Origin of the sequence: Gilvimarinus xylanilyticus (genome assembly GCF_024195295.1) — a bacterium.
GTDB lineage: Bacteria > Pseudomonadota > Gammaproteobacteria > Pseudomonadales > Cellvibrionaceae > Gilvimarinus > Gilvimarinus xylanilyticus.
Window position 1 is genome coordinate 1,542,713 of sequence record NZ_JAMFTH010000001.1, and the last position, 19,992, is coordinate 1,562,704.

Below are 19,992 nucleotides of genomic sequence, written 5' to 3' on the forward strand. Positions count from 1 at the left end.
TGTAGCTTTTACATTACTGACAAATCGAGCCGGTCACATTGGGTACTACAGCATTGCTGCCGCCTTTTTGTACCTGCATACCAAACTCTACGCTTTGCCCCGGCTGAATCTGGCTGTTCCAGCCCATGTCGCTGGCGCTGTAGGGCGAGCTGCCAGAAATAACCGCATTCCAGCTGTTGGTCATGGTAGAGCCATCGGTAAACTGCCAGTTCACATTCCAACCATTAATGACGCTGTCACCCTGGTTAGTGATGCGAATCAGGCCGATGTAACCACTGTTCCACTCGTTGCTGACCACAAACTCACACAGAGCGCCTTCGCCACCGCCGGTATTGCCCACAGTTACGGTGGTGGACGCGGTGTCGCTGTCGGTGCCATCGTCGGCGGTTAAGCTTACGGTGTAAGTACCCGCCTGAGCGTAGCTAACCGAGGCGGTGCTACCCTGAGCACTCTGACCATTGCCAAAGTCCCAGCTGAAGCTCAGCGCATCGCCATCCGGGTCGGAAGAGCAGCTGGCGTCAAAGTCGACCGCCTCACCGGTATTTACCTCGGCATTGAGCGGGCTCAAACAGGCCACCGGGGCGGTATTGGTCGGCTCGCTCACCGCATTCAGGGTGATAGACGAGCTGGCCCCGGTTTCCGCACCGCCATCATCCAAGGCGGTCAGGCTGATGGTAAAGCTGCCCTCAGCCGATGGCGCAGTCACCGTCACCATATTGCTGTCGGTAACGTCGGTCACTACCAGGTCATTAACACGTACCCTGACCCCGCTGGCGTTATCCAAGGCAAACTGCACCTGTACATCGCTGCCGGGGGTTACCTCGGCGCCGCTGGCCGGCGAAGTGATTGCCACTGACGGCACGGCTTCGGCCTCTACCGCAATAGACACGGTAGCCGGGTCGGATTCGGCACCGGCGTTATCCGTAACACTGTAGGTAAACGAATCGCTGCCGCTAAAGCCCACATCGGGGGTGTAAACCAAATTCGCACCCGAGCCGCTTAAGCTGCCATTAAGTGGCGCTTCAAGAATGTTATAGCTCTGCACGCTGCCGTCATCGTCACTGCCCTGCAGGGTAACGTCTACGGCCGTTTCAAACTCGGTGCTAACAGACACATCCGAGGCGCTGGGCACGCAGTTAACGCCGGTATCGCCGCCGCAGCCACCGCCGGGCTCTTCACCGCTGATCAATCCTTCCGAGGTGTAAATCGGAATCACCGTAGAGGGGTGGCCGTATTGCTCTGAAGTATTTTGATAGGCCGGATCAAAGGACGGGTCGTTGCTGCTGTCCCACACGTTTTCATTGGTATTGGTGGGCAGAGACGCGCGGAACTGTACCTCACGGCGATGCGCCGACTGGCCGCCGGGGAAAATCATATCACCGGCAAAGCTGACTTCGGTGTAGTAAATATGATCCGCCGGATCACCCCAGCTTTGCAGCGGGCTGATGGAGGTCGCCTGCGAATAACCCGAGGTCATGGTGATATCGTCCACGGTATATCCGGCGACGTAGGCTTCGCTTAAATCGTAGAAATAGCGGAACGAGAAATCATCGCGCCCTTCGGCCGGGGTGGTGCTGCGGTTTTGCAGTACCGCGCGAATTTCCACATGACGCGGCCCCGAGCTGTTTACCTTCGCACCGATAATGTATTCATCGTCGCCGCGTTCCTCGCTGGGCGGGAACTGCGAATCGGGCAAGGCGCTGCCGCCGTAATCGGCAAACATGGCCGCCGCCGCGCTGGTAAAGCCCGAGTTATAATCCACGGCCACCTCGTTCATGATGTAATCGCCGCGATCCTCCACATAATTAGTATCGGCATCGGGCCCGCCCACCACTGCGCCGTAAAGTACATGGCGCTGCTGCTCGGGCGTTTGCAAGCTGTCAGCCCAGCTGCCATGAGAGCCACGGTGATGAACGTTAGTGGGATAGTTATTGCCGTAACCCACCTGATAGCTACGGTTAGCGGGGTTCTCACCCAAAATATAATCGATTTGTGTCACCGCAAAATCCTGGTAGCGGGACTTAAGCGGGTCGCTGCTGTCGAGTGAGTCCGCATAATACAAGGCCAGGTAGGCGATGTTGGCCGCGTAGCGATTAACCCCCCAACCCGAGCCATCAACCACCACAATTCCGCCCGGCGTGCGGTTGCCGTTACCGACACTCCAGTGGTCTAAGTAGCGCTGGGCATCAGTGTGAAAACGCTCTTCATCCAGCAGTGAAGCCAGCATCACGTAAACGCCATAGGCTTTGTCGTTCCAACCCAGTGACCAGGTGTAAACCGGCGTGGAGGATTGGTTCTCGGTGCCCATTTGATCGTAATAGGCCAGCGCTTTATCCAGGTAGGCATCGTCACCCGTAGCGCGCCACAGCCAGGCCGCCCCCCAAGCCATTTCATCCCAGTACACTCCATAGGTAGAGTTATAAAACTGCTGCGCATCGGTAATGCAATTGGAGTAGGCGTTATCGACCCCGTCGCTACCGGTGGTTGCCTCGGCAAAGGCAAACAATTGTTCGGCGTGGGTTAACAGCTCGCTGGCGTAAGCCGAATCGGTGGGGCTAAATACCATGGACGACGACGCCATGGCGGCGGCTGTCTCGGCTGCCAAATCCGGGCCGGGGCAGTTCATATCAATTTTCATTGATACCCGGGAGTCGGGAATTTTATGGTGTACGACTTCCGCCGGACCCCAGAAGGTATGGTCTTGCCCGCCTACGCCTACCTGGCCATAAAGCACATTGGGCTCGGGGTGGGCGTTAATAAAATAATCGTTCACAAAGCGCAGGTTATTTAACAGGTGTTCCATCTGGCCAGAATTTTCATAGGCCTGGCGGTAATCCACCCCGCCCCACGCCAGTAACGTGGTAGTCGCAGCCATGGGGAAACCGAATTTAACGTGGTCGCCCGCATCGAACCAACCACCGCGTAAATCCAGGCCTACGTCGTCGCCGTCGTTGGGGGTCGAATCGCCGCGCCAGGGCACACGATTCCATTCGGGCAGTGGGCCCGCCTGTTGGGCTTCGTAAAAGTACAGAGATTTTTGCAGCGCTTCGCCGTAATTTTGTTGTTGGGCACTAGCTGATGCTGACATCAGCACACCGGCGGCGCACGCACCTAAGGTTATAAGTTTTATCCGTTGCAAGGTGGAATCCTCCATTATGGATTTTGGTCTCTCGAAGATTGTTATTGTGATTACAGCCATTTCCCACTGTTTTAAAGAAGCGGGCAAACCAAACGGGCGCCTTAAGCGCCCGTTGGAATACTTACTTAGTCACAGATATCGCCGGTCACCTGAACCTCGCCGGGCGATCCATTGGCCTGGAAGCCAAAGGTAATCGACTGCCCAGCGGCGATGGTTTGGTTATATCCCGCGGCCGATGCCTGGTAAGGGTTGTTACCGGTAATATCCGCCGACCAGCTGTTGGTAATGGCAACGTTTTGGTCGTACTCCCACTGCACATTCCAACCATTAATATCAGTGTCGCTATCGTTAGTAATTGTCACTTCACCAATAAATCCGTTGCCCCACGAGTTGCTAACGGTATGCGCACAATTAGCGCTGGCGGGAACCGAAGAGCTGGAGCTGCTGGAAACCGAAGAACTACTGGAAGAAGAACTGGAGCTGGAAGCATTGCCTTCGACCACACCGAAAGGCTCGGGCTGAGAGTTACAAGTGGTTACCGATACACAGCTGGCGCCATTCTCATAACCCCAACCGCTTTGCGTATCTTCACACAAAGGCGTTTCGGTCCCATACCAGTTACAGTAGCTGCCCGTGGGGGTAGACGATGAAGATGAGGATGACGACGAACCACTGTCTACCACTACAAAGGCACTGACATACTGCGTTGGCGCCTGGGCGTAGACACGGTTTTCAGTAGCACTTGCTACGGGCGCTACATCACCGTCGCTGTCCACCACGCCAATGCGAACGTCGGTATTGAGCTCGTTAACCGCTTCGGCTAATGCCAGTGTCCACGCGCTTGCTGCAGCGCTTTCTTGGCTTAACACCACGGCATTGTCCGGCAGGTAAACATCGGTACCGCCCTCGGTTACCAGGCGAAGCTGTACGGTATCACCGGCATTTAAGGTTTGCGCCGTATCGGTTAATGCACCAAGACTGTCCCAGTTAGAGGCTGCCTCGGGCAAGTGATCAATTGTCACCGAAGTAATACTGCTGCTGTCGGCGTTGCTTGCCTCTAGCGAGACAGTGACGGTTTGCTCGCTGTCGGTGTCACTCAGGGTTAGTACGGTGTCCACACCTGTACTGTCACTCAGGCTATAGGCCGCGCTTTGCGGCGACACACTCCACTGATAGCTAAGATCATCACCTTGCGAGTTAGCCGCACTCAGCGACACTTGCCCGGCACCGGTGACGGTGGAAACCTCAGGAGACATCTGAATATCCGCTACCACCGGAACCGGTCCGCCACCGCCGTTAAACTCCACATCAATACAGCCGTGGAAACGCTCGTAGGTAAAATAATTGCGCCCCCACTCGCCGTAGATTACATGGCGGCCATCGCGCTCGGGCACGGTACAGGTGGTGTGAAACAGTGAGTTGCCTTTATCGGGAACCACCAGTGGATTAGCGTTGGGATTGGAATCGTCGTACTCCAGTACGCAGAAGGCCTCGCTTTCGAAGTCATCCCAGCTCAGCGCCTCGCCCACGGTATACTGAAAACCCGGCTTGGTAATCCAGTAGCGGAACTCTTCGGTGTCATCATAGTGCGGCCCCCAGGAGATGTTCCAGGTAATAGTCTGCTCCCCGGCACTCATGGGGTTGGTAGGCCAATCAATGGGTTTATCCCAAGGGGTGGCACCACCGCTCCAGGTTTCACTGTCAAAACCACACACGTTATCCGGCAAGGGCTCGACCCCGGCGCGACCTACGTCGTGGGTCAGCACGCTCATAAACTGGTAGCCGCCGTTAAAATCGTCGGCAAAGGCTTCGGCGCACGCCGTACCCGGCTGCGCCTGATCGGGCTTGGTCACCGCGCCGCAGGTCCAGTTGCGGGCAGCGGGTTCAGACATCAAACCGTGAGAATAAACATTGGCCGAGGCCAACAAAGCGAGAGAACTGCAAAGCATTAATGACTTACGCATACATGGGCTCCAAAACGATTATTGTTTAACAGCGCGATTTACTTTTTATGGGCTGTAAATTCACGCCGACTTTATGACTTACTCGTTAATGGTTTTCTGCCGCCGCCGCGAACCATTCACAGCAGGGCATCAATCGCCGTTTATTGAGAGCTTTTGCAGAGGGAAAATCAATTTTTACCTAAGAATTTTGAGAACCTTACCTCAGGCAAAGCGGATTTTGGCTTGAGATTCATTAATGTTTTTTACGCGACAAGGTGTGTTATTTAATTGTTATCGCTATCGGAATATTTGACAGAACTTTTCTTAATGACAGGAGAAATAGTGGCCGTTAACCCTGCAAGAAAAATCGCTAATGTTATCGATAAAATTCACACTGAGAAACGCGATTGGTTCACGCAGATCATCGATTCAGATTAAGCCGAACACTTAAGACTTATCGGGAATATGCTAAAAACAAAAACACCAATTTAAATACGCACCGCATCAGACAAGCGTCGCTTCTTCTTTTTTAAGTGCACGCCACTCACCCGGAACCAGCTTGTCTAACTTGAATGGGCCTACGCTATCGCGATGCAATGCCAACACCTGATTGTCGAAAAATCCAAACATGCGCTTTACCTGATGGTACTTTCCCTCGACCAAGGTAAGCCTTGCAGTGTAATCGGTTAATATCTCTAAGTGAGCGGGCTGGGTGGTAATATCTTCATAAGCAAAATAAATACCCGCCTTAAATGCAGCAACATACTGCTCGGTTAACGGCTCCGCGAGCGTGACTTTGTAGGTTTTAGAGAGCTTCGTTTGCGGCAGGCTAATACGACGAGACCAAGCGCCGTCATTGGTCAGTAACATCAGCCCCGTGGTGTTAAAATCCAGCCGCCCGACGATATGAAAATCGGTTTTTTGCGGGTGGTCAATAAAATCCATCACGGTCCGGTGTTGATCATCCCAAGTGGCACTGGCAACACCCTTGGGTTTGTTCAACATCAAGTAAACAGGCTGCTTATCGTTTAGACAAACACCATCTAACACCACATGGGAAAACTGCGTGACCCGCTGACTGATAGAATCCGCTACCGCATCATCCACCCATATCCTTTTTTGCGCCAGCAACAACCGAACATCCGAGCGCGAATGCACGCTACGCTGACTGATAAAGCGATCCAGACGATGAGAGGTAGATTTCATAAGCGATTTATGGGCGGCCGAACATCAGTTTCAACGCCCGCCGCATTCGGACAGGGGCCAGATCAGGCAAAAGTGGAAAGGTATAACTGCTCAACCTTCTCCCGGGCCCAGGGCGTTTTGCGCAAAAACTTAAGCGAAGACTTTATCGATGGGTCGTTTTTAAAGCAGTTAACGTTAATTCGCTCAGACAAACCACCCCAGCCGTAGTGATCAACCAGCTGGGTGAGAATAGTCTGCAAGGTAATGCCGTGCAGGGGATTATTGGGCTGCGCCTGACTCATAGCGAATACTCGTTAGGCTGACATATGCGAGGCATAAGCCACCATAAACGCCGACTCTTGAAATACTTTAAGTCCGGTCTCGGAGAACGGAATGGCTAAGGGGTTTTCCGCCACCACCTGCTTAATCTCGCCCGGCGACATCAGGTTTACTTCAAGTGCATCCAGCAGCTGAATCGCCGCCTCCAGCTTAAAGCTGACCGCCCCACCGGCAAACTTACCCTTGGTCATCCGCTCGCGAATAACCACCTTGCCGACCTGGTAATCCTCCATCAGCTTGGCAAAGGTGGTCTGAAACTTCTGTAAATCGTCTCGGCTGTGGCCCTTAGGCACGCTTAACTTGCGAACCCGGCACTCGGGTATCGTAAACTGCCCTGCCTCTAACTCCAGCAGACACACAACGGCATCATTGCCGGTTAATTCAACGCCACAAATTCTCATTAGGGTACCCTATCTCCCGTAAATTCGGCGCCATTATATACCCCTTGGGCTCGATGTGTGATCAAGCGAACTCGGTTAATTCTCCGACAAAGGGCAAGCGCCCTCGTCGCCCTGCTCTGTTTCTAAAAAGCTCAACATGCGCTGATTAACGCTACGGGCGGCATCCACGTTCACAAAGTGGCCAGCATTGGCGACAACAGCCGCTCTCACACAGGGTAACACCTCTCGCGCCCGCTCAAGACTCTCGGGGGAATTAATAATATCCTGCTCACCAATCAGTACCAGCATGGGCATGGTCAGTTCGGCTAGGCGCTTATCCTCAAAGGGCTGCATCTCGGTTAGCAATTCCGGAACTGATTGATTCTCCACGGAATAGCGGTAAAACTGATCAATATACAAGGGGTCGATTTTATCGACATTGGTGGACATGGTTTGCAGCGTTTCTTTTACCTCACTTTCCTCGGGGTCTAAAGCAAAGGCCAGGTTCTTAAGAACATCAGCGCCGGGCATAACCCAGCCAAAAGTCTGCGCCGGGCTCAGCAACACCAAATGACTTACCCGGTTGGGCTCTCGCAGCGCAATTTGCGTCGCAAACCAACCTCCTTGCGATGCCCCCACCAGCGCAAACCGCTCAAGCTTAAGCGCCGTAAATACCTCGCCGTACCATTTTAATACCGGCTCTAACTCATCCAGCCCCTCTTTGGGCTTGGATTTACCATGCCCCAAAATGTAATCCACCGCGTAAACGCGATAATCTCGCGCAAGCTCGGAAGCATTGGGGTACCACATGGTCGAGTTGGTATTCATCCCATGCAACAACACCACCGGATACCCATCCTCGGGCCCGGAAACCACCACCTGCGCCGCCCCGTAAGACGTGGGCACCTGAAGCTCTTGATAATCTTCGCCCCATAAGGTGAGTGCACGGTTATACAGCTGCTCGGTCGTTAATGACTCGGTCGCTTGCGCCACAAGCTCTCTGGATTGTTCGTAATTTACCTCTGTAGCGAAAGATTCACTCGCCTTTTGGTGTGGCGAATTGGAATCGCAAGCCGATAGCAGACCAAACAGCCCCACATAAATGGCAAATCGACGTAACCGCCACCCCAAAGAATCAAGCCCCACGGCAGGAACATTTATATAAGTCATGCTTAGTAAACGATTCAATTTACAATTCGCCCTCAAACAACTCATTCAGAAAATATTCGTACGATGGTGCGGCAATATCGGTTGCTGAACGCCTGAGCTCAGCTGCGTTTGAGGCGGCAGGTGCTTTTGCGATAGCAAAAGCGGCTGGCGGGTCAAACGTCAGCTGCAGCGATTTGTTAGGCGCGTGTTTCAAAACATGGCTCTTGCTTGAATTGGACACCCGATGCCTCCCTTTTGCATAGCTCCTGAAATGTTGCCACCAACACCGACACGGCTAATAGCTGACAACTGTATCCATCTTCGTCGAACTTTCCTTCATTACCCAGCCAATTTGACGAGTATGACGGACTGATATCGACATCACCGTGAAGCAGACGTGATCGGAAATCATACATCCAGGAGAATTTCTTCTTATGCTCAACTCTAGGCCCAAGCAGTGATTCGCTCTTTTTCAGAATCTGAGCTTTTGCAGAAATATTCCCTTCGCCGTATATCGCCTCAAGCGCCGTAAGAGCCCACACCAAACCTAAAGTATTTTCACCGCGAGCAACGTCATTTAAGAGATGAGTGAAGCAACAAAGCGCTCTGCGTAGCCGTCTTGCACCGTCGCTCTTTGACGCTGAAACGCACGATATCCAGTTCCAAACAGTCGTTAATTCAAGCTCATTGACTAGCGGCCACCCAAGTTCCTGGGCTAATGCCAACGCATCACCAACAGACGTGACCATGCCCCGTCCTTCGCTCGGTGGTAGTTCATTAACCAGCGCGACGGTTTTGGAGATATGCAGCGAACCGGGCTTGGATATATTCAATGCAACCACCAAATCGCGAACGAATGATTCGATATGATTTCGCGCTTCGTATTGGGCGCATGACTCTTTCATCTCAAGCGTTACTGGAGGGGCATCAGGATCTGATGAAGTTAGCTGGACCTCGCTAAGATCAATTTCAAATTCTGCGGCGAATTCGACCACTCTGTAAGGAATTGGCAGCTTTTCTCGCCAAACAGACTCTAACCGCGGGAAAGAACCAATTTCCGGTCCAGTTTTGGCATGGAAGCTCCTTACAGCGCCGTAATAATCCTGAGGGATAAGAGAAGCTGAGTGCGTGGCTATTTCCTTACAAGCAGCAACTTGAAGACGACGCTCGTCTTGCGTCAGCCAGAGATACGGAAGCACGGCGTAAACCGTTACGTCGATTTTCACTCTAAGCGCCTAACAGCCATTCATGCGACCAAGTCGCACTTTCGCCTGTCGTCCTATCCCCAACAGATACTGGATGATGTTGGATATGGAAGCCGTTGAAAAACAGAGGTGAAATAGACATATTCTGACAGTTCCATGTCCGGGAAAAGTGCGACTAGTGTTGGTTGATAGTTCAACTTAAGCCTTTTTATCTCACGATGCAACCTCTAATAACTAGTGAAATATCAAGAAAATAAGCAGCAACTGTAACTCAAGAGTACCCTCTGAGCACCGGCACTTTAATGGCGAAAGTCTGTTCTCAAATACCATCAAAAAACAACCCAAAAACCGCTACGAAGCACCGCTTTTGGGGCCCCTGCGAATGAGCCGAGCGAAGGTCTATTTTTGTGGGTAAGCACGCAGGACGCGTGCGCAAGTATCGCCGCGCCAGGGACGGCGCGTCGATACGGCCCTCAAAAATAGACCTAAGTGAGGGCACCCGAAGGGCCATTCGCCGGGGTGGGCTGTTGATGTGAAGGGATTCACGAATGCAGCGGGCGCAGGGATGCGCAGGAGCTGCCTTTTCGTTAGTTTTCTGTTGCCCAAACAACAGAAAAGTGACTCGCCCGCCCGGCGACTCGGGCATATAAAAAGCTTCCGCCTCCGGCGGACCTGCTCACTCTAGATACCGGCTCAGGCCCGGCATGACAATCCTAAAAAAGCTCCATAATCCATTCCGCCCCAAACAGAGCTTGACCCCAAAGCCAAAAAAGCCCCGCACTATCACCAGTACGGGGCTTTCTCAAAGGGCACGCGCCCAAGGCGCACACCCAAAACTTAAAGCGATAGTCGCGTTAAAACACTTACGCTTTAAATTCCGCACGGCCTTTATAAGGCGCCTTACCTTCCAACTCGGCTTCAATGCGCAGCAGACGGTTGTACTTGGATACACGGTCTGAACGACACAGAGAACCGGTTTTGATTTGACCGGCGGCAGTGGCAACAGCCAAGTCAGCGATGGTAGTGTCTTCGGTTTCGCCAGAGCGGTGCGAGATAACCGCGGTGTAACCGGCGTCTTGGGCCATCTTGATGGCATCCAGGGTTTCAGACAGCGAGCCGATTTGGTTGAACTTAATCAAGATAGAGTTGGCAATGTTCTTGTCGATGCCTTCTTTCAAGATTTTGGTGTTGGTCACGAACAAGTCATCGCCCACCAGCTGGATTTTATCGCCCAGGATTTTGGTCTGGTAAGCCCAGCCGTCCCAGTCGCTTTCGTCCAGGCCATCTTCAATAGAGATGATGGGGTATTTGTTGGTCAGCTCGGCCAGGTAATCGCTGAAGCCTTCGGCGTTAAAGGTTTTACCTTCGCCCGACAGGTTGTACTCGCCGTCTTTGTAAAACTCAGAGGCAGCACAATCCAGCGCCAGGGTTACGTCTTCGCCCAGCTTGTAGCCGGCGTTGGCAACAGCGGTACCGATAACGGCCAATGCTTCTTCGTTAGATGGCAGGTTGGGGGCAAAACCACCTTCGTCACCTACGGCGGTGTTCAGGCCTTTTTCGTTCAGCACTTTTTTCAGGGCGTGGAAAATCTCGGCGCCTACACGCAGCGCTTCAGAGAAAGATTTGGCGCCTACCGGCTGAACCATAAACTCCTGAATGTCGACGTTGTTGTCGGCATGCTCACCGCCGTTCAGGATGTTCATCATGGGAACGGGCATGGTGTAGTTGCCAGCGGTGCCGTTGATTTCGGCAATGTGCTGGTACAGGGGAATGTTTTTGTCGGCGGCAGCGGCTTTGGCAGCGGCCAGTGACACGGCCAGAATGGCGTTAGCGCCCAGCTTGGATTTGTTGTCGGTGCCGTCGGCTTCCAACATGGCGTTATCCAGCGCGCGCTGATCGGCGGCGTCTTTACCTACCAGCAAAGGCTTAATGGTGTCGTTGATGTTAGCAACGGCTTTCAGCACACCTTTGCCCAGGTAGCGGGATTTGTCGCCGTCGCGCAGCTCAAGAGCTTCGCGCGAACCGGTAGAGGCACCTGAGGGGGCGCAGGCAGAGCCTACCGCACCGGATTCCAGAATTACTTCGGCGCTAACGGTGGGGTTACCACGGCTGTCCAGTACTTCAAAGGCTTTAATATCGGCAATTTTGCTCATCGATCTATGTGCTCCAGTTGTCGTTCAAAAAAATAATCAATCAATGTGTAAAGGCGGTAAGCCTTTTACTGTGTCATCAATTGCTTTCATTTGGGTTAAAAAGGGCTCTAACTTGTCTAAAGGCAGTGCGCTGGGTCCGTCGCACTTTGCGTTATCAGGGTCTGGGTGGGCTTCCAGAAACAACCCTGCCAAGCCTACCGCCATGCCGGCGCGGCCTAATTCTGCTACCTGGTGACGACGCCCGCCCGAGGCGGCGCCCATGGGATCGCGGCACTGCAGCGAGTGGGTGACATCAAAAATAACCGGTGCGCCACCACTTACGTCGCGCATAGTGGAAAAGCCCAACATATCCACGACTAAATTGTCGTAACCAAAATTGCTACCGCGATCGCACAGAATCAGCTTGTCGTTACCGCATTCGCGGAACTTTTCGCAGATATTTTTCATCTGCCCGGGGCTTAAAAACTGCGGCTTTTTGATATTAATAACGCTGTCGGTTTTGGCCATGGCTTCAACCAGATCGGTCTGGCGCGCTAAAAACGCGGGCAGCTGAATAATATCAGCCACCTCGGCCACGGGTGCGCACTGAAAGGTTTCGTGCACGTCGGTAATAACCGGAACCTTAAAAGTGTCTTTGATCTCCTGAAAGATCTTTAAGCCCTCTTCCATACCCGGGCCGCGAAACGAGTGAATGGAAGAGCGGTTGGCCTTATCGAAGGACGCTTTGAATACATAGGGAATATTCAGTTTGTCGGTCACGTCTTTGTAGGCTTCGGCAGTTTTCATGGCCAAATCGCGCGACTCAAGCACATTCATGCCGCCAAACAATACAAAGGGGCGATTGTTGGCAATGTCGATGCCGCCCACGCTTACGGTTTTATTACTCACAAATAGACTCACTTGTCGCTGTCACGAAAATGCCCGGCGTACCGGGCATTGTAGAATTAAGTGCGATTTTTTAAGGCAGCACTCACAAAACTGGTAAACAGTGGGTGGCCGTCGCGGGGGGTCGAGGTAAACTCGGGGTGAAACTGACAGGCCACAAACCAGGGGTGATCTTCAATTTCTACCACCTCGACTAAGGTGTCGTCGCTGGACCAACCACCAATTTTCAAACCGCCTTTTTGCAGCTGATCAACATAGTTGTTGTTCACCTCGTAGCGGTGACGGTGACGCTCGACAATCACGTCCTGACCGTAAATATCACGCGCTTTGGAATCCTTCACCAAGCGACATTCTTGCGCCCCCAGGCGCATGGTGCCGCCCAAATCGGACTTTTCATCGCGGGTTTCCACATCACCGTCGGCAGTGACCCATTCGGTAATCAAGCCAATCACCGGGTCTTTGCTGTGACGATCAAACTCGGTGCTGTTGGCTTCTTTTAAACCCAGTACGTTGCGGGCGAATTCAATCACCACCGACTGCATGCCCAGGCAAATACCTAAATACGGCACTTTGTTTTCGCGGGCGTAGCGCACCGCTTCTAGCTTGCCCTCGACACCGCGATTACCGAAGCCGCCGGGCACCAGAATAGCATCGGCGTTTTGCAGAATTTGTACGCCTTCGTGCTCAATGCGTTCGGCGTCGACATATTCCATATTGACCTTGGTGCGGGTGTGAATACCGGCGTGGATTAACGCCTCGTTCAGCGACTTATAGGCATCCAGCAAGTCCATGTACTTGCCCACCATAGCGATGGTAATTTCGTGCTCGGGGTTGAGCTTGCCATCGACTACCGCGTCCCACTCGGACAAATCGGCGGGGCCGCATTCCAGATTCAGATAATCCACCACAATCTGGTCCAGACCATACTCGTGCAGCAGGCGCGGAATAGCGTAAATGGTGTTGGCATCGGGCACAGGTACCACGGCCTTTTCCGGCACATTGGTAAACAGCGCAATTTTGCGGCGCGAGTCTTCGTCAATGGCCACTTCCGAGCGGCACAAAAGCACCTCGGGCTGCAGGCCAATGGAGCGCAACTCTTTAACCGAGTGCTGGGTCGGTTTGGTTTTGGTCTCGCCGGCGGTGGCGATGTAGGGCACCAGTGTCAGGTGCACCAGCATGGCGTGCTGGGGGCCCAGTTCGACTTTAAGCTGACGCACAGCCTCCAAAAATGGCTGGGACTCAATGTCGCCCACTGTGCCGCCAATTTCTACCAAGGCGACGTCGACATCGCGCCCGCCCTCAAGAATGCGGCGCTTAATTTCATCGGTGATATGGGGAATTACCTGCACGGTGCCGCCTAAGTAGTCGCCGCGACGCTCTTTGCGCAGCACGGTTTCGTACACCCGGCCGGTGGTAAAGTTATTGCGGCGGGTCATGCGGTTGCGAATAAACCGCTCGTAGTGGCCCAAGTCCAGATCGGTTTCGGCGCCATCCTGGGTGACAAACACCTCGCCGTGCTGGAAGGGGCTCATGGTGCCCGGGTCCACGTTGATGTAGGGGTCCAGCTTCATAATGGTGACCGCAACACCGCGGGATTCCAAAATAGCAGCCAGTGAGGCAGAAGCAATGCCCTTGCCCAGCGACGAAACAACACCACCGGTAACGAATATATAGCGCGTCATGTATAGCCTTGTAGAGCTTAGCGTTAAGAGAAATTGGGGAGAATGAGCGCGGGCCCACTCGGTGCACATCGACAACCAATAGCGGTCGTAGGCAGACCGGGTCCTTGGCTCAAGAAGTGCTTTCAGATGGGGCGCCAGAATACCAGAAAGCCCCCTTCTGCTCAATCAGAAGTTGCGATTTTGAAGCCGGGCCCGAGGCTCTTCGACGGCCTGCTGCAGCCAATTAAGCGCCAGAGCATCGGCGCCACAAGCCGCGAAAGGATGGTTCACCCACATATTTCCCACCGCCGCCAACTCGCCTCCCACATAGAGCAAGGGCACACGCGATCGCAGCCAGGCGGGTGCCTGATACTCCTGCAACAGCTTTTTAAGCGTTTGCGAGTGCGCGCGCCCCTGGGGACGGCAACGCTCACCGCCCTGACGCCAACGCACTTGCAACGGCTGTTTAAGGCAGTCTAGTGACAGCCCCACCTGCCCTGTCGCGGCGGGGGTTAGCTGCAGCCGATCGCCGCCCGGCAGGCTCAGCGGCCGGGTCTTATCCAACCACTCAAGGGCGCTCTGATTCGGCTGGGGCGTCCACTGCAAGGCCGAGGCAAGCGCGTACAAACGCGATCCATGGCGGCGCAGCTGTACTTGGGCAATATCTACCCGGGCCTGCGGTGTTGCTCCCCCAGGGCTCAGCAATTGCTGGTGTATATCCGCCAGCGCCTGATGGCCAGGTACAACCCCGAAACGCTGTTGAAGCCAGTATCTCAGCCAGTTATTCCGGCGCCGCTCGGGCAATCGCGCCAGCTCTGTTAAACAAATGCTATAGCCCAACGCCTCGCCCCGCTCGTCCAGCAGCTCGCCATCCAGGCGGGCCAAATCTTCCAACAGCTGTTGCGCCTCGCGGCAGTGTTCAGCGCTGCGCGCCAGGGTTTGGCTGGCGGCGGGCCAGCGGGTTTGCAATACGGGTAACACCTGGTGTCGCAGATAGTTGCGATCAAAGTGCTCGTCAAGATTCGACTCGTCGGTTATCCAACTCAGATGATGGCTTTGGGCATAGGCCAGCAACCGAGAACGATCAACGTCCAGCAAGGGACGCAGCAACTGCCCGCCCCCCAGCCCCCGCTCGGGGGCCATGGCGGCCAGGCCTTTTACCCCCGCTCCGCGCATCAAACGGTACAACAGAGTCTCGGCCTGGTCCTGCCGATGCTGAGCCAGCAGCAGGTAATCTCCCGGTTGCATTAAATCGGCCATGGCCTGGTAGCGCACGCGGCGGGCGCGCTCTTCAATATTGGCATCCCCGTCTACCTCAACCTTAACAGTGTGCAGCTTTACCCCGAGCGTCTGGCATTCGCGCTGACAATGCTCCTGCCAGGCATCGGCATGGGGCGACAAACCATGATTGACATGCACCGCCTCAATGGTCGCCTTCGGCTGGCAAATCACCAGCGCATGCAAAAGCACACTGGAGTCCAGCCCGCCGCTGTAGGCCACTAGCCAGCGGCGCGCCGGGTGGTGGGCAAGCGCCTGAGAAAGATGTTCGGATACCGACAGATTCATGAGCGCATTTAACCCCAGCGCCCCACCCCGGGCAACAGCCCTTGCGAATAAAGATGACAATGGGTAGTGTTCAAAGCCCCGAAGTAAACCATTGTTTGTGAATTTATGACTGGAAAAAACGCCAAGCAAATCGCCCCTTTTGGTACCTGGGACTCCCCCATTACGCCCGAAGCCCTTACCACCAGTGCCCTGCGTCTGGACGCTCCGCAGCTGGTGGGCAAGGTTGCCTATTGGTTGGAGTCGCGCCCCGACGAGGGCGGGCGCAGCGTACTAATGCGTCAGGAGCTGGGCAAAGACCCACGCGAATTGCTGGACGCCAGCATTAGCGTGCGCACCCGCGCCCACGAGTACGGCGGCGGTGCTTACCTGGCCTGCGAGGACGCTGTATTTGCGGTGTTTGATGAAGACGAGCGGCTGTATAAAATTCCCCTGCGCCAAGGCCACTCGCTTACCCCGGTAGCGATTTCCCCCGAGGGGCCCTACCGCTACGCCGACTTTTGCTTTGACGAGCGCCGCCAGCGCCTGATTGCGGTGCGCGAAGATCACAGCGGTGAAGGCGAAGAAAAGGCCGCCCTGGTGGCCTTCGATATCAAGGAGCCGGGCGAAGCAGAGATACTGGTGGAAGGCGCCGACTTTTACAGCAACCCGCGTCTGTCACCCTCGGGCGACGAGCTGCTGTGGTTGAGCTGGAACCACCCCAATATGCCCTGGGATGGCACCGAGCTTACTCTTGCCCCCGTCGATAAACGCGGCGCACTCGGTGAAGCCAAAGTCATTGCCGGGGGCGTCAATGAATCCGTCTTCCAACCCCGCTGGAGCCCGACAGGGGAGCTATATTACGTAAGCGATTGCAGCGGCTGGTGGAATTTGTACCGTTTTGATAGCGGCAATCACGAATGTGTCGTGCGACGCGAGGCCGAGTTTGCCACCCCGCAGTGGGTGTTTGGCATGTCCACCTACGACTTTTTAAGCGACGATAAAATCATCTGCTGCTTTTGCGAGGGCGGGCTCTGGTCACTGGGTTTAATCACCCGCAAAAAGACCTCGCGCGGCTATCAGTTTAGCGCCCTGGCCAGCCCCCTGAGCGATATCGCCAGCATTCAGGCCAACGACGAAAACGTTTTATTTTTGGGCGCCAATGCCGAGCGCGCCACCACCTTGTTTCACCTGCTTAGCCAGTCAATTGGCCACAAAGCAGCCCCGCCCATGCAGCAGTTGCGCCGCTCTAAAAACCAACACTTCGACAGCGATGACCTGGCCAAGCCCGAGACCATCAGCTACCCGGTGGGCGATGGCGAGGTGTGCCACGGCTTTTACTACGGCCCCAGCAACGCCCACTACCGCGGCCCCGAGAATGCCAAGCCGCCCCTAATTGTAATCAGCCACGGCGGACCCACCGGTGCCACCGGCAGCTCGCTGAACGAAAAGCTGCAGTTCTGGACCTCGCGGGGCTTTGCCGTGTTGGATGTCAACTATCGCGGCAGTACCGGCTACGGCCGCCCCTACCGCGACCGGCTAAAAGGCCAGTGGGGCGTTACCGATGTAGAAGACGTTGCCAAGGGGGCGCAGTATCTGGTGGAGCAAGGCGCGGTTGACCCCGACAAGCTGATTATTCGCGGCTCCAGCGCGGGTGGCTACACCGTGCTGGCGGCACTGACCTTTACCGACACCTTTTCGGTGGGCGCCAGCCTGTACGGTATTGGCGATTTGACCGCGCTTGCCGAGCACACCCACAAATTTGAGTCGCGCTACCTGGACACCCTGGTCGGCCCCTACCCCGAGGCTAAAGCCACCTACGAGGCGCGCTCGCCCATTCACCATATCGAGCAATTGAATTGCCCGGTGATTTTTTTACAGGGTTTAAAGGATAAGGTCGTGCCGCCCGAACAGGCCGAGGCCATGGTAGAGGCGCTGTCGGCCAAGGGTATCGCCAACCGCTACATTACTTTTGCCGATCAGGGCCACGGTTTTCGCAGCGCCGAGGCTATTCAAACCGCCGCGCGCGAAGAGCTGGCCTTTTACCAAGAACAACTCAAGCTGGAGCAGGCGTAATGGGACGCTGGCGTCCGCCGCGCCCCAAAGGCTCGGCCTACATTACCCCCGAGGGCGCCGAAAAGCTGCGTGCCGAGGTGCGTCAGCTGTGGAAAGTCGAGCGCCCCAAGGTCACCGACGTAGTGCACGAGGCGGCGAAAAACGGCGATCGTTCGGAAAACGGCGATTATATTTACGGCAAAAAACGCCTGCGCGAAATTGATTCGCGGGTGAGGTTTTTAACCAAACGGCTCGAGGCGCTTACCATTGTCGATCGCCTGCCCGATGATCGCGACCGGGTGTTTTTTGGCGCCTGGGTAACCCTGGAGGACGAAGACGGCGTGGAAACTCGCTACCGCATTGTGGGGCCGGATGAGTTTAATGTGAGCGAGGGAAAAATCAGCATGGACTCACCGCTCGCGCGCGCCATGCTCAAAAAGCAGCTGGACGACGAGGTGGTACTGCGCAACGAAGAGGGCGAAAAGGTTTATTACATCAGTGCGATTGATTATGAAGCCTAAGGCAACCTCAATCGTGCGCCCCATTAAGTAATGACAATTCCACTGGTAACCCACCCCGCCTATTCATTCGCGTTCCCCGGCCGTCACCGCTTTCCCATGGAAAAGTTCGGCTTGCTCAGCGCCTACCTGAACGAACAAGGCATACTAACCCCTAACAATACCTTTCGCCCCGGCACCGCGAGTAAAGCCGTGCTTTATGGCGCGCACTGCCCCGAATACATCGAGCGTTTTTGCCGCAACGAACAATCAACCAGTGAGGTAAGGCGCATGGGCCTGCCCTGGAGTGAAGGCTTGCGTAAACGCACCCTGATTTCACCTAACGGTACCTTGCTTAGCGCCCACCTTGCCCTAAGTTACGGCATTGCTTGTCATCTTGCCGGCGGCACCCACCATGCTCATTACGATTTTGCCTCGGGCTTTTGCATTATTAACGATTTGGCGGTTACCGCGCGCACGTTGCTCGCCCAGGGTAAAGTGAAAAAGCTGCTGATTTTCGATTGCGATGTTCACCAAGGGGACGGCACCGCGAGTATATTAGCCAATGAGCCCCGCGCGGTTACCTGCTCGATTCATTGCGACAAAAACTTTCCCGCACGCAAGGCGATTAGCGATATTGATGTCGCCCTACCACCCGGCATTACCGATAACGATTATTTAGCGGCGGTTGAAAAAACTCTGACAGAGGCGATTAACAAAGAACAACCCGAACTTATTTTATACGATGCCGGAGTTGATATTTTCTGTGACGACCCGCTCGGATTACTTAACGTCAGCGAGGCAGGTATCGCCGAGCGTGATCACTTAGTGCTCAGCATTTGTCGGGCCCGCAATATACCCACTGCCACCGTTATTGGCGGTGGGTATGACGATAACCGCAAAGCTTTGGCCAAGCGGCACGCCTGGGTTGTAAAACAAGCGCACCAGCTGTGGACTTAGCACGCACGCTTTAGTGGGTTCTCACGCGCGTTAAAGGATTTAAAGCATTTCGCACTTACCAGGTTTTGTAGGGCAAAAACTTACCGTTTAAGGTCAGCAATACGCGGTCGCCTTTCGGGTCTTCAACTTTGTCCACTTCCATGGAAAAATCAATCGCGCTCATAATGCCATCGCCGAACTTTTCCTGAATCACTTCCTTCAGCGTTTCACCGTAAACGCCAACCACTTCGTACAGACGGTAGATAAGCGGATCGGTGGGCACGGCCTGATCCCAGATTTTGGTAGGAAAAGCCTCGAGCGCTTTTGCGACATCCTCGCCCAACTCTAAATAGTCAGTGATTTTCTTGGCCGTATCGGCGGGCGAGCTGTTCATTCCCAAACAGGCCGAGGCCAGCCACACTGGCGACACGCCAATGTCAGAGGCCATGGTTTCCCAGGTTAACCCTTTCGCGGCTTTGGCGCTTACCAGCGCGTCGGTCATTGCTTGTTTATCCATTGTTTGCTCCTATAAGATTAATATCAATTGAACCTACCTCTTCAGAGCAAAGGACGGGCCAAGCAAGCTCGGGACGGCCTTGCACCGCCTTGAGCCGTTTTCCCCGACCAAGAGAGTTCAAAACAAGAGCAACAGCAAAAAGCTTGCACCAGATAGATGCACACCTCCTAACAGGAAGCCTGATACAGATATACCTCGGTGGTTAAGTCTTTTTGTACCCAACCGTTAAAGCGCCGGTTAATCAACTGATGTATACCCAAACATAACCGCTCTAGCCTCTCATCTCCCAAGGCCACGTGATCGGAAAAAGTGTTGAGCAAACCAATGTACTGGTCGGCGCTGTATTCAATTCGGCGTTCAAAGTGCGCCTGTCCGATTAAGGGCACCTCTATTAATCCAGAGT

At 54.5% G+C, this 19,992-nt stretch carries 16 protein-coding genes; 3 read left to right on the forward strand and 13 right to left on the reverse strand.

The annotated features are described in order from the left end of the window. Positions 1 to 13 precede the first annotated feature (13 nt). The 11 genes from M6D89_RS06720 to tilS all read right to left on the reverse strand — a co-directional run bounded on the left by M6D89_RS06720 (position 14) and on the right by tilS (position 15,605). Complete coding sequence (locus M6D89_RS06720; RefSeq protein WP_253967251.1) at positions 14 to 3,088, reverse strand: glycoside hydrolase family 9 protein; 3,075 nt, start codon at positions 3,086 to 3,088, stop codon at positions 14 to 16. Between the two features lie 176 nt (positions 3,089 to 3,264). Next, complete coding sequence (locus tag M6D89_RS06725) at positions 3,265 to 5,103, reverse strand: lytic polysaccharide monooxygenase (RefSeq protein WP_253967252.1); 1,839 nt, start codon at positions 5,101 to 5,103, stop codon at positions 3,265 to 3,267. A 483-nt stretch (positions 5,104 to 5,586) separates the two neighbouring features. After that, on the reverse strand, positions 5,587 to 6,288 hold the full coding sequence (locus tag M6D89_RS06730) for a pseudouridine synthase (protein WP_253967253.1): 702 nt from the start codon (positions 6,286 to 6,288) through the stop codon (positions 5,587 to 5,589). 62 nt (positions 6,289 to 6,350) lie between these two features. Next, positions 6,351 to 6,569: a VF530 family protein gene (locus M6D89_RS06735; RefSeq protein ID WP_253967254.1), complete on the reverse strand. Its 219-nt coding sequence runs from the start codon at positions 6,567 to 6,569 to the stop codon at positions 6,351 to 6,353. Positions 6,570 to 6,581: 12 nt separating this feature from the next. Further along, positions 6,582 to 7,007: a DUF3010 family protein gene (locus M6D89_RS06740; RefSeq protein ID WP_253967255.1), complete on the reverse strand. Its 426-nt coding sequence runs from the start codon at positions 7,005 to 7,007 to the stop codon at positions 6,582 to 6,584. Positions 7,008 to 7,082: 75 nt separating this feature from the next. Beyond that, a complete protein-coding gene (locus tag M6D89_RS06745; protein ID WP_253967256.1) occupies positions 7,083 to 7,979 on the reverse strand; it encodes an alpha/beta fold hydrolase in 897 nt (298 codons plus the stop codon). Between the two features lie 353 nt (positions 7,980 to 8,332). Continuing rightward, positions 8,333 to 9,361 carry a hypothetical protein gene (locus tag M6D89_RS06750; RefSeq protein ID WP_253967257.1) on the reverse strand — a complete coding sequence of 343 codons (1,029 nt, stop codon included), beginning with the start codon at positions 9,359 to 9,361 and terminating at the stop codon, positions 8,333 to 8,335. 842 nt (positions 9,362 to 10,203) lie between these two features. After that, positions 10,204 to 11,493 (reverse strand): phosphopyruvate hydratase, encoded by a 1,290-nt coding sequence (eno, locus tag M6D89_RS06755; protein WP_253967258.1) that lies wholly within the window; start codon positions 11,491 to 11,493, stop codon positions 10,204 to 10,206. 36 nt (positions 11,494 to 11,529) lie between these two features. Then, entirely contained in the window at positions 11,530 to 12,381 is an 852-nt protein-coding gene (gene kdsA / locus M6D89_RS06760; RefSeq protein ID WP_253967259.1) for a 3-deoxy-8-phosphooctulonate synthase, read from the reverse strand. A 56-nt stretch (positions 12,382 to 12,437) separates the two neighbouring features. Beyond that, positions 12,438 to 14,060, reverse strand: coding sequence for a CTP synthase (locus M6D89_RS06765; protein ID WP_253967260.1), 1,623 nt, complete (start codon positions 14,058 to 14,060; stop codon positions 12,438 to 12,440). Positions 14,061 to 14,225: 165 nt separating this feature from the next. Next, on the reverse strand, positions 14,226 to 15,605 hold the full coding sequence (gene tilS / locus M6D89_RS06770; protein WP_253967261.1) for a tRNA lysidine(34) synthetase TilS: 1,380 nt from the start codon (positions 15,603 to 15,605) through the stop codon (positions 14,226 to 14,228). A gap of 105 nt (positions 15,606 to 15,710) precedes the next feature. On the opposite strand from tilS, the gene M6D89_RS06775 reads away from it, so the two are divergent. Genes M6D89_RS06775 through M6D89_RS06785 form a run of 3 tightly spaced genes read left to right on the forward strand, consistent with a single transcriptional unit; the run spans position 15,711 to position 19,093 of the window. Further along, positions 15,711 to 17,657 (forward strand): S9 family peptidase, encoded by a 1,947-nt coding sequence (locus tag M6D89_RS06775; RefSeq protein WP_253967262.1) that lies wholly within the window; start codon positions 15,711 to 15,713, stop codon positions 17,655 to 17,657. Continuing rightward, entirely contained in the window at positions 17,657 to 18,157 is a 501-nt protein-coding gene (gene greB, locus M6D89_RS06780; RefSeq protein WP_253967263.1) for a transcription elongation factor GreB, read from the forward strand. The genes M6D89_RS06775 and greB overlap by 1 nt, the downstream gene beginning before the upstream one ends. 30 nt (positions 18,158 to 18,187) lie before the next feature. After that, a complete protein-coding gene (locus tag M6D89_RS06785) occupies positions 18,188 to 19,093 on the forward strand; it encodes a histone deacetylase family protein (protein WP_253967264.1) in 906 nt (301 codons plus the stop codon). 55 nt (positions 19,094 to 19,148) lie between these two features. Here the strand turns inward: M6D89_RS06785 and cynS are convergent, their stop codons facing one another. Both cynS and M6D89_RS06795 read right to left on the reverse strand, forming a co-directional pair. Beyond that, positions 19,149 to 19,589: a cyanase gene (gene cynS, locus M6D89_RS06790; protein ID WP_253967265.1), complete on the reverse strand. Its 441-nt coding sequence runs from the start codon at positions 19,587 to 19,589 to the stop codon at positions 19,149 to 19,151. 167 nt (positions 19,590 to 19,756) lie between these two features. Beyond that, positions 19,757 to 19,975, reverse strand: a complete 219-nt coding sequence (locus tag M6D89_RS06795; RefSeq protein WP_253967266.1) for a hypothetical protein — start codon at positions 19,973 to 19,975, stop codon at positions 19,757 to 19,759. Positions 19,976 to 19,992 lie beyond the last annotated feature (17 nt).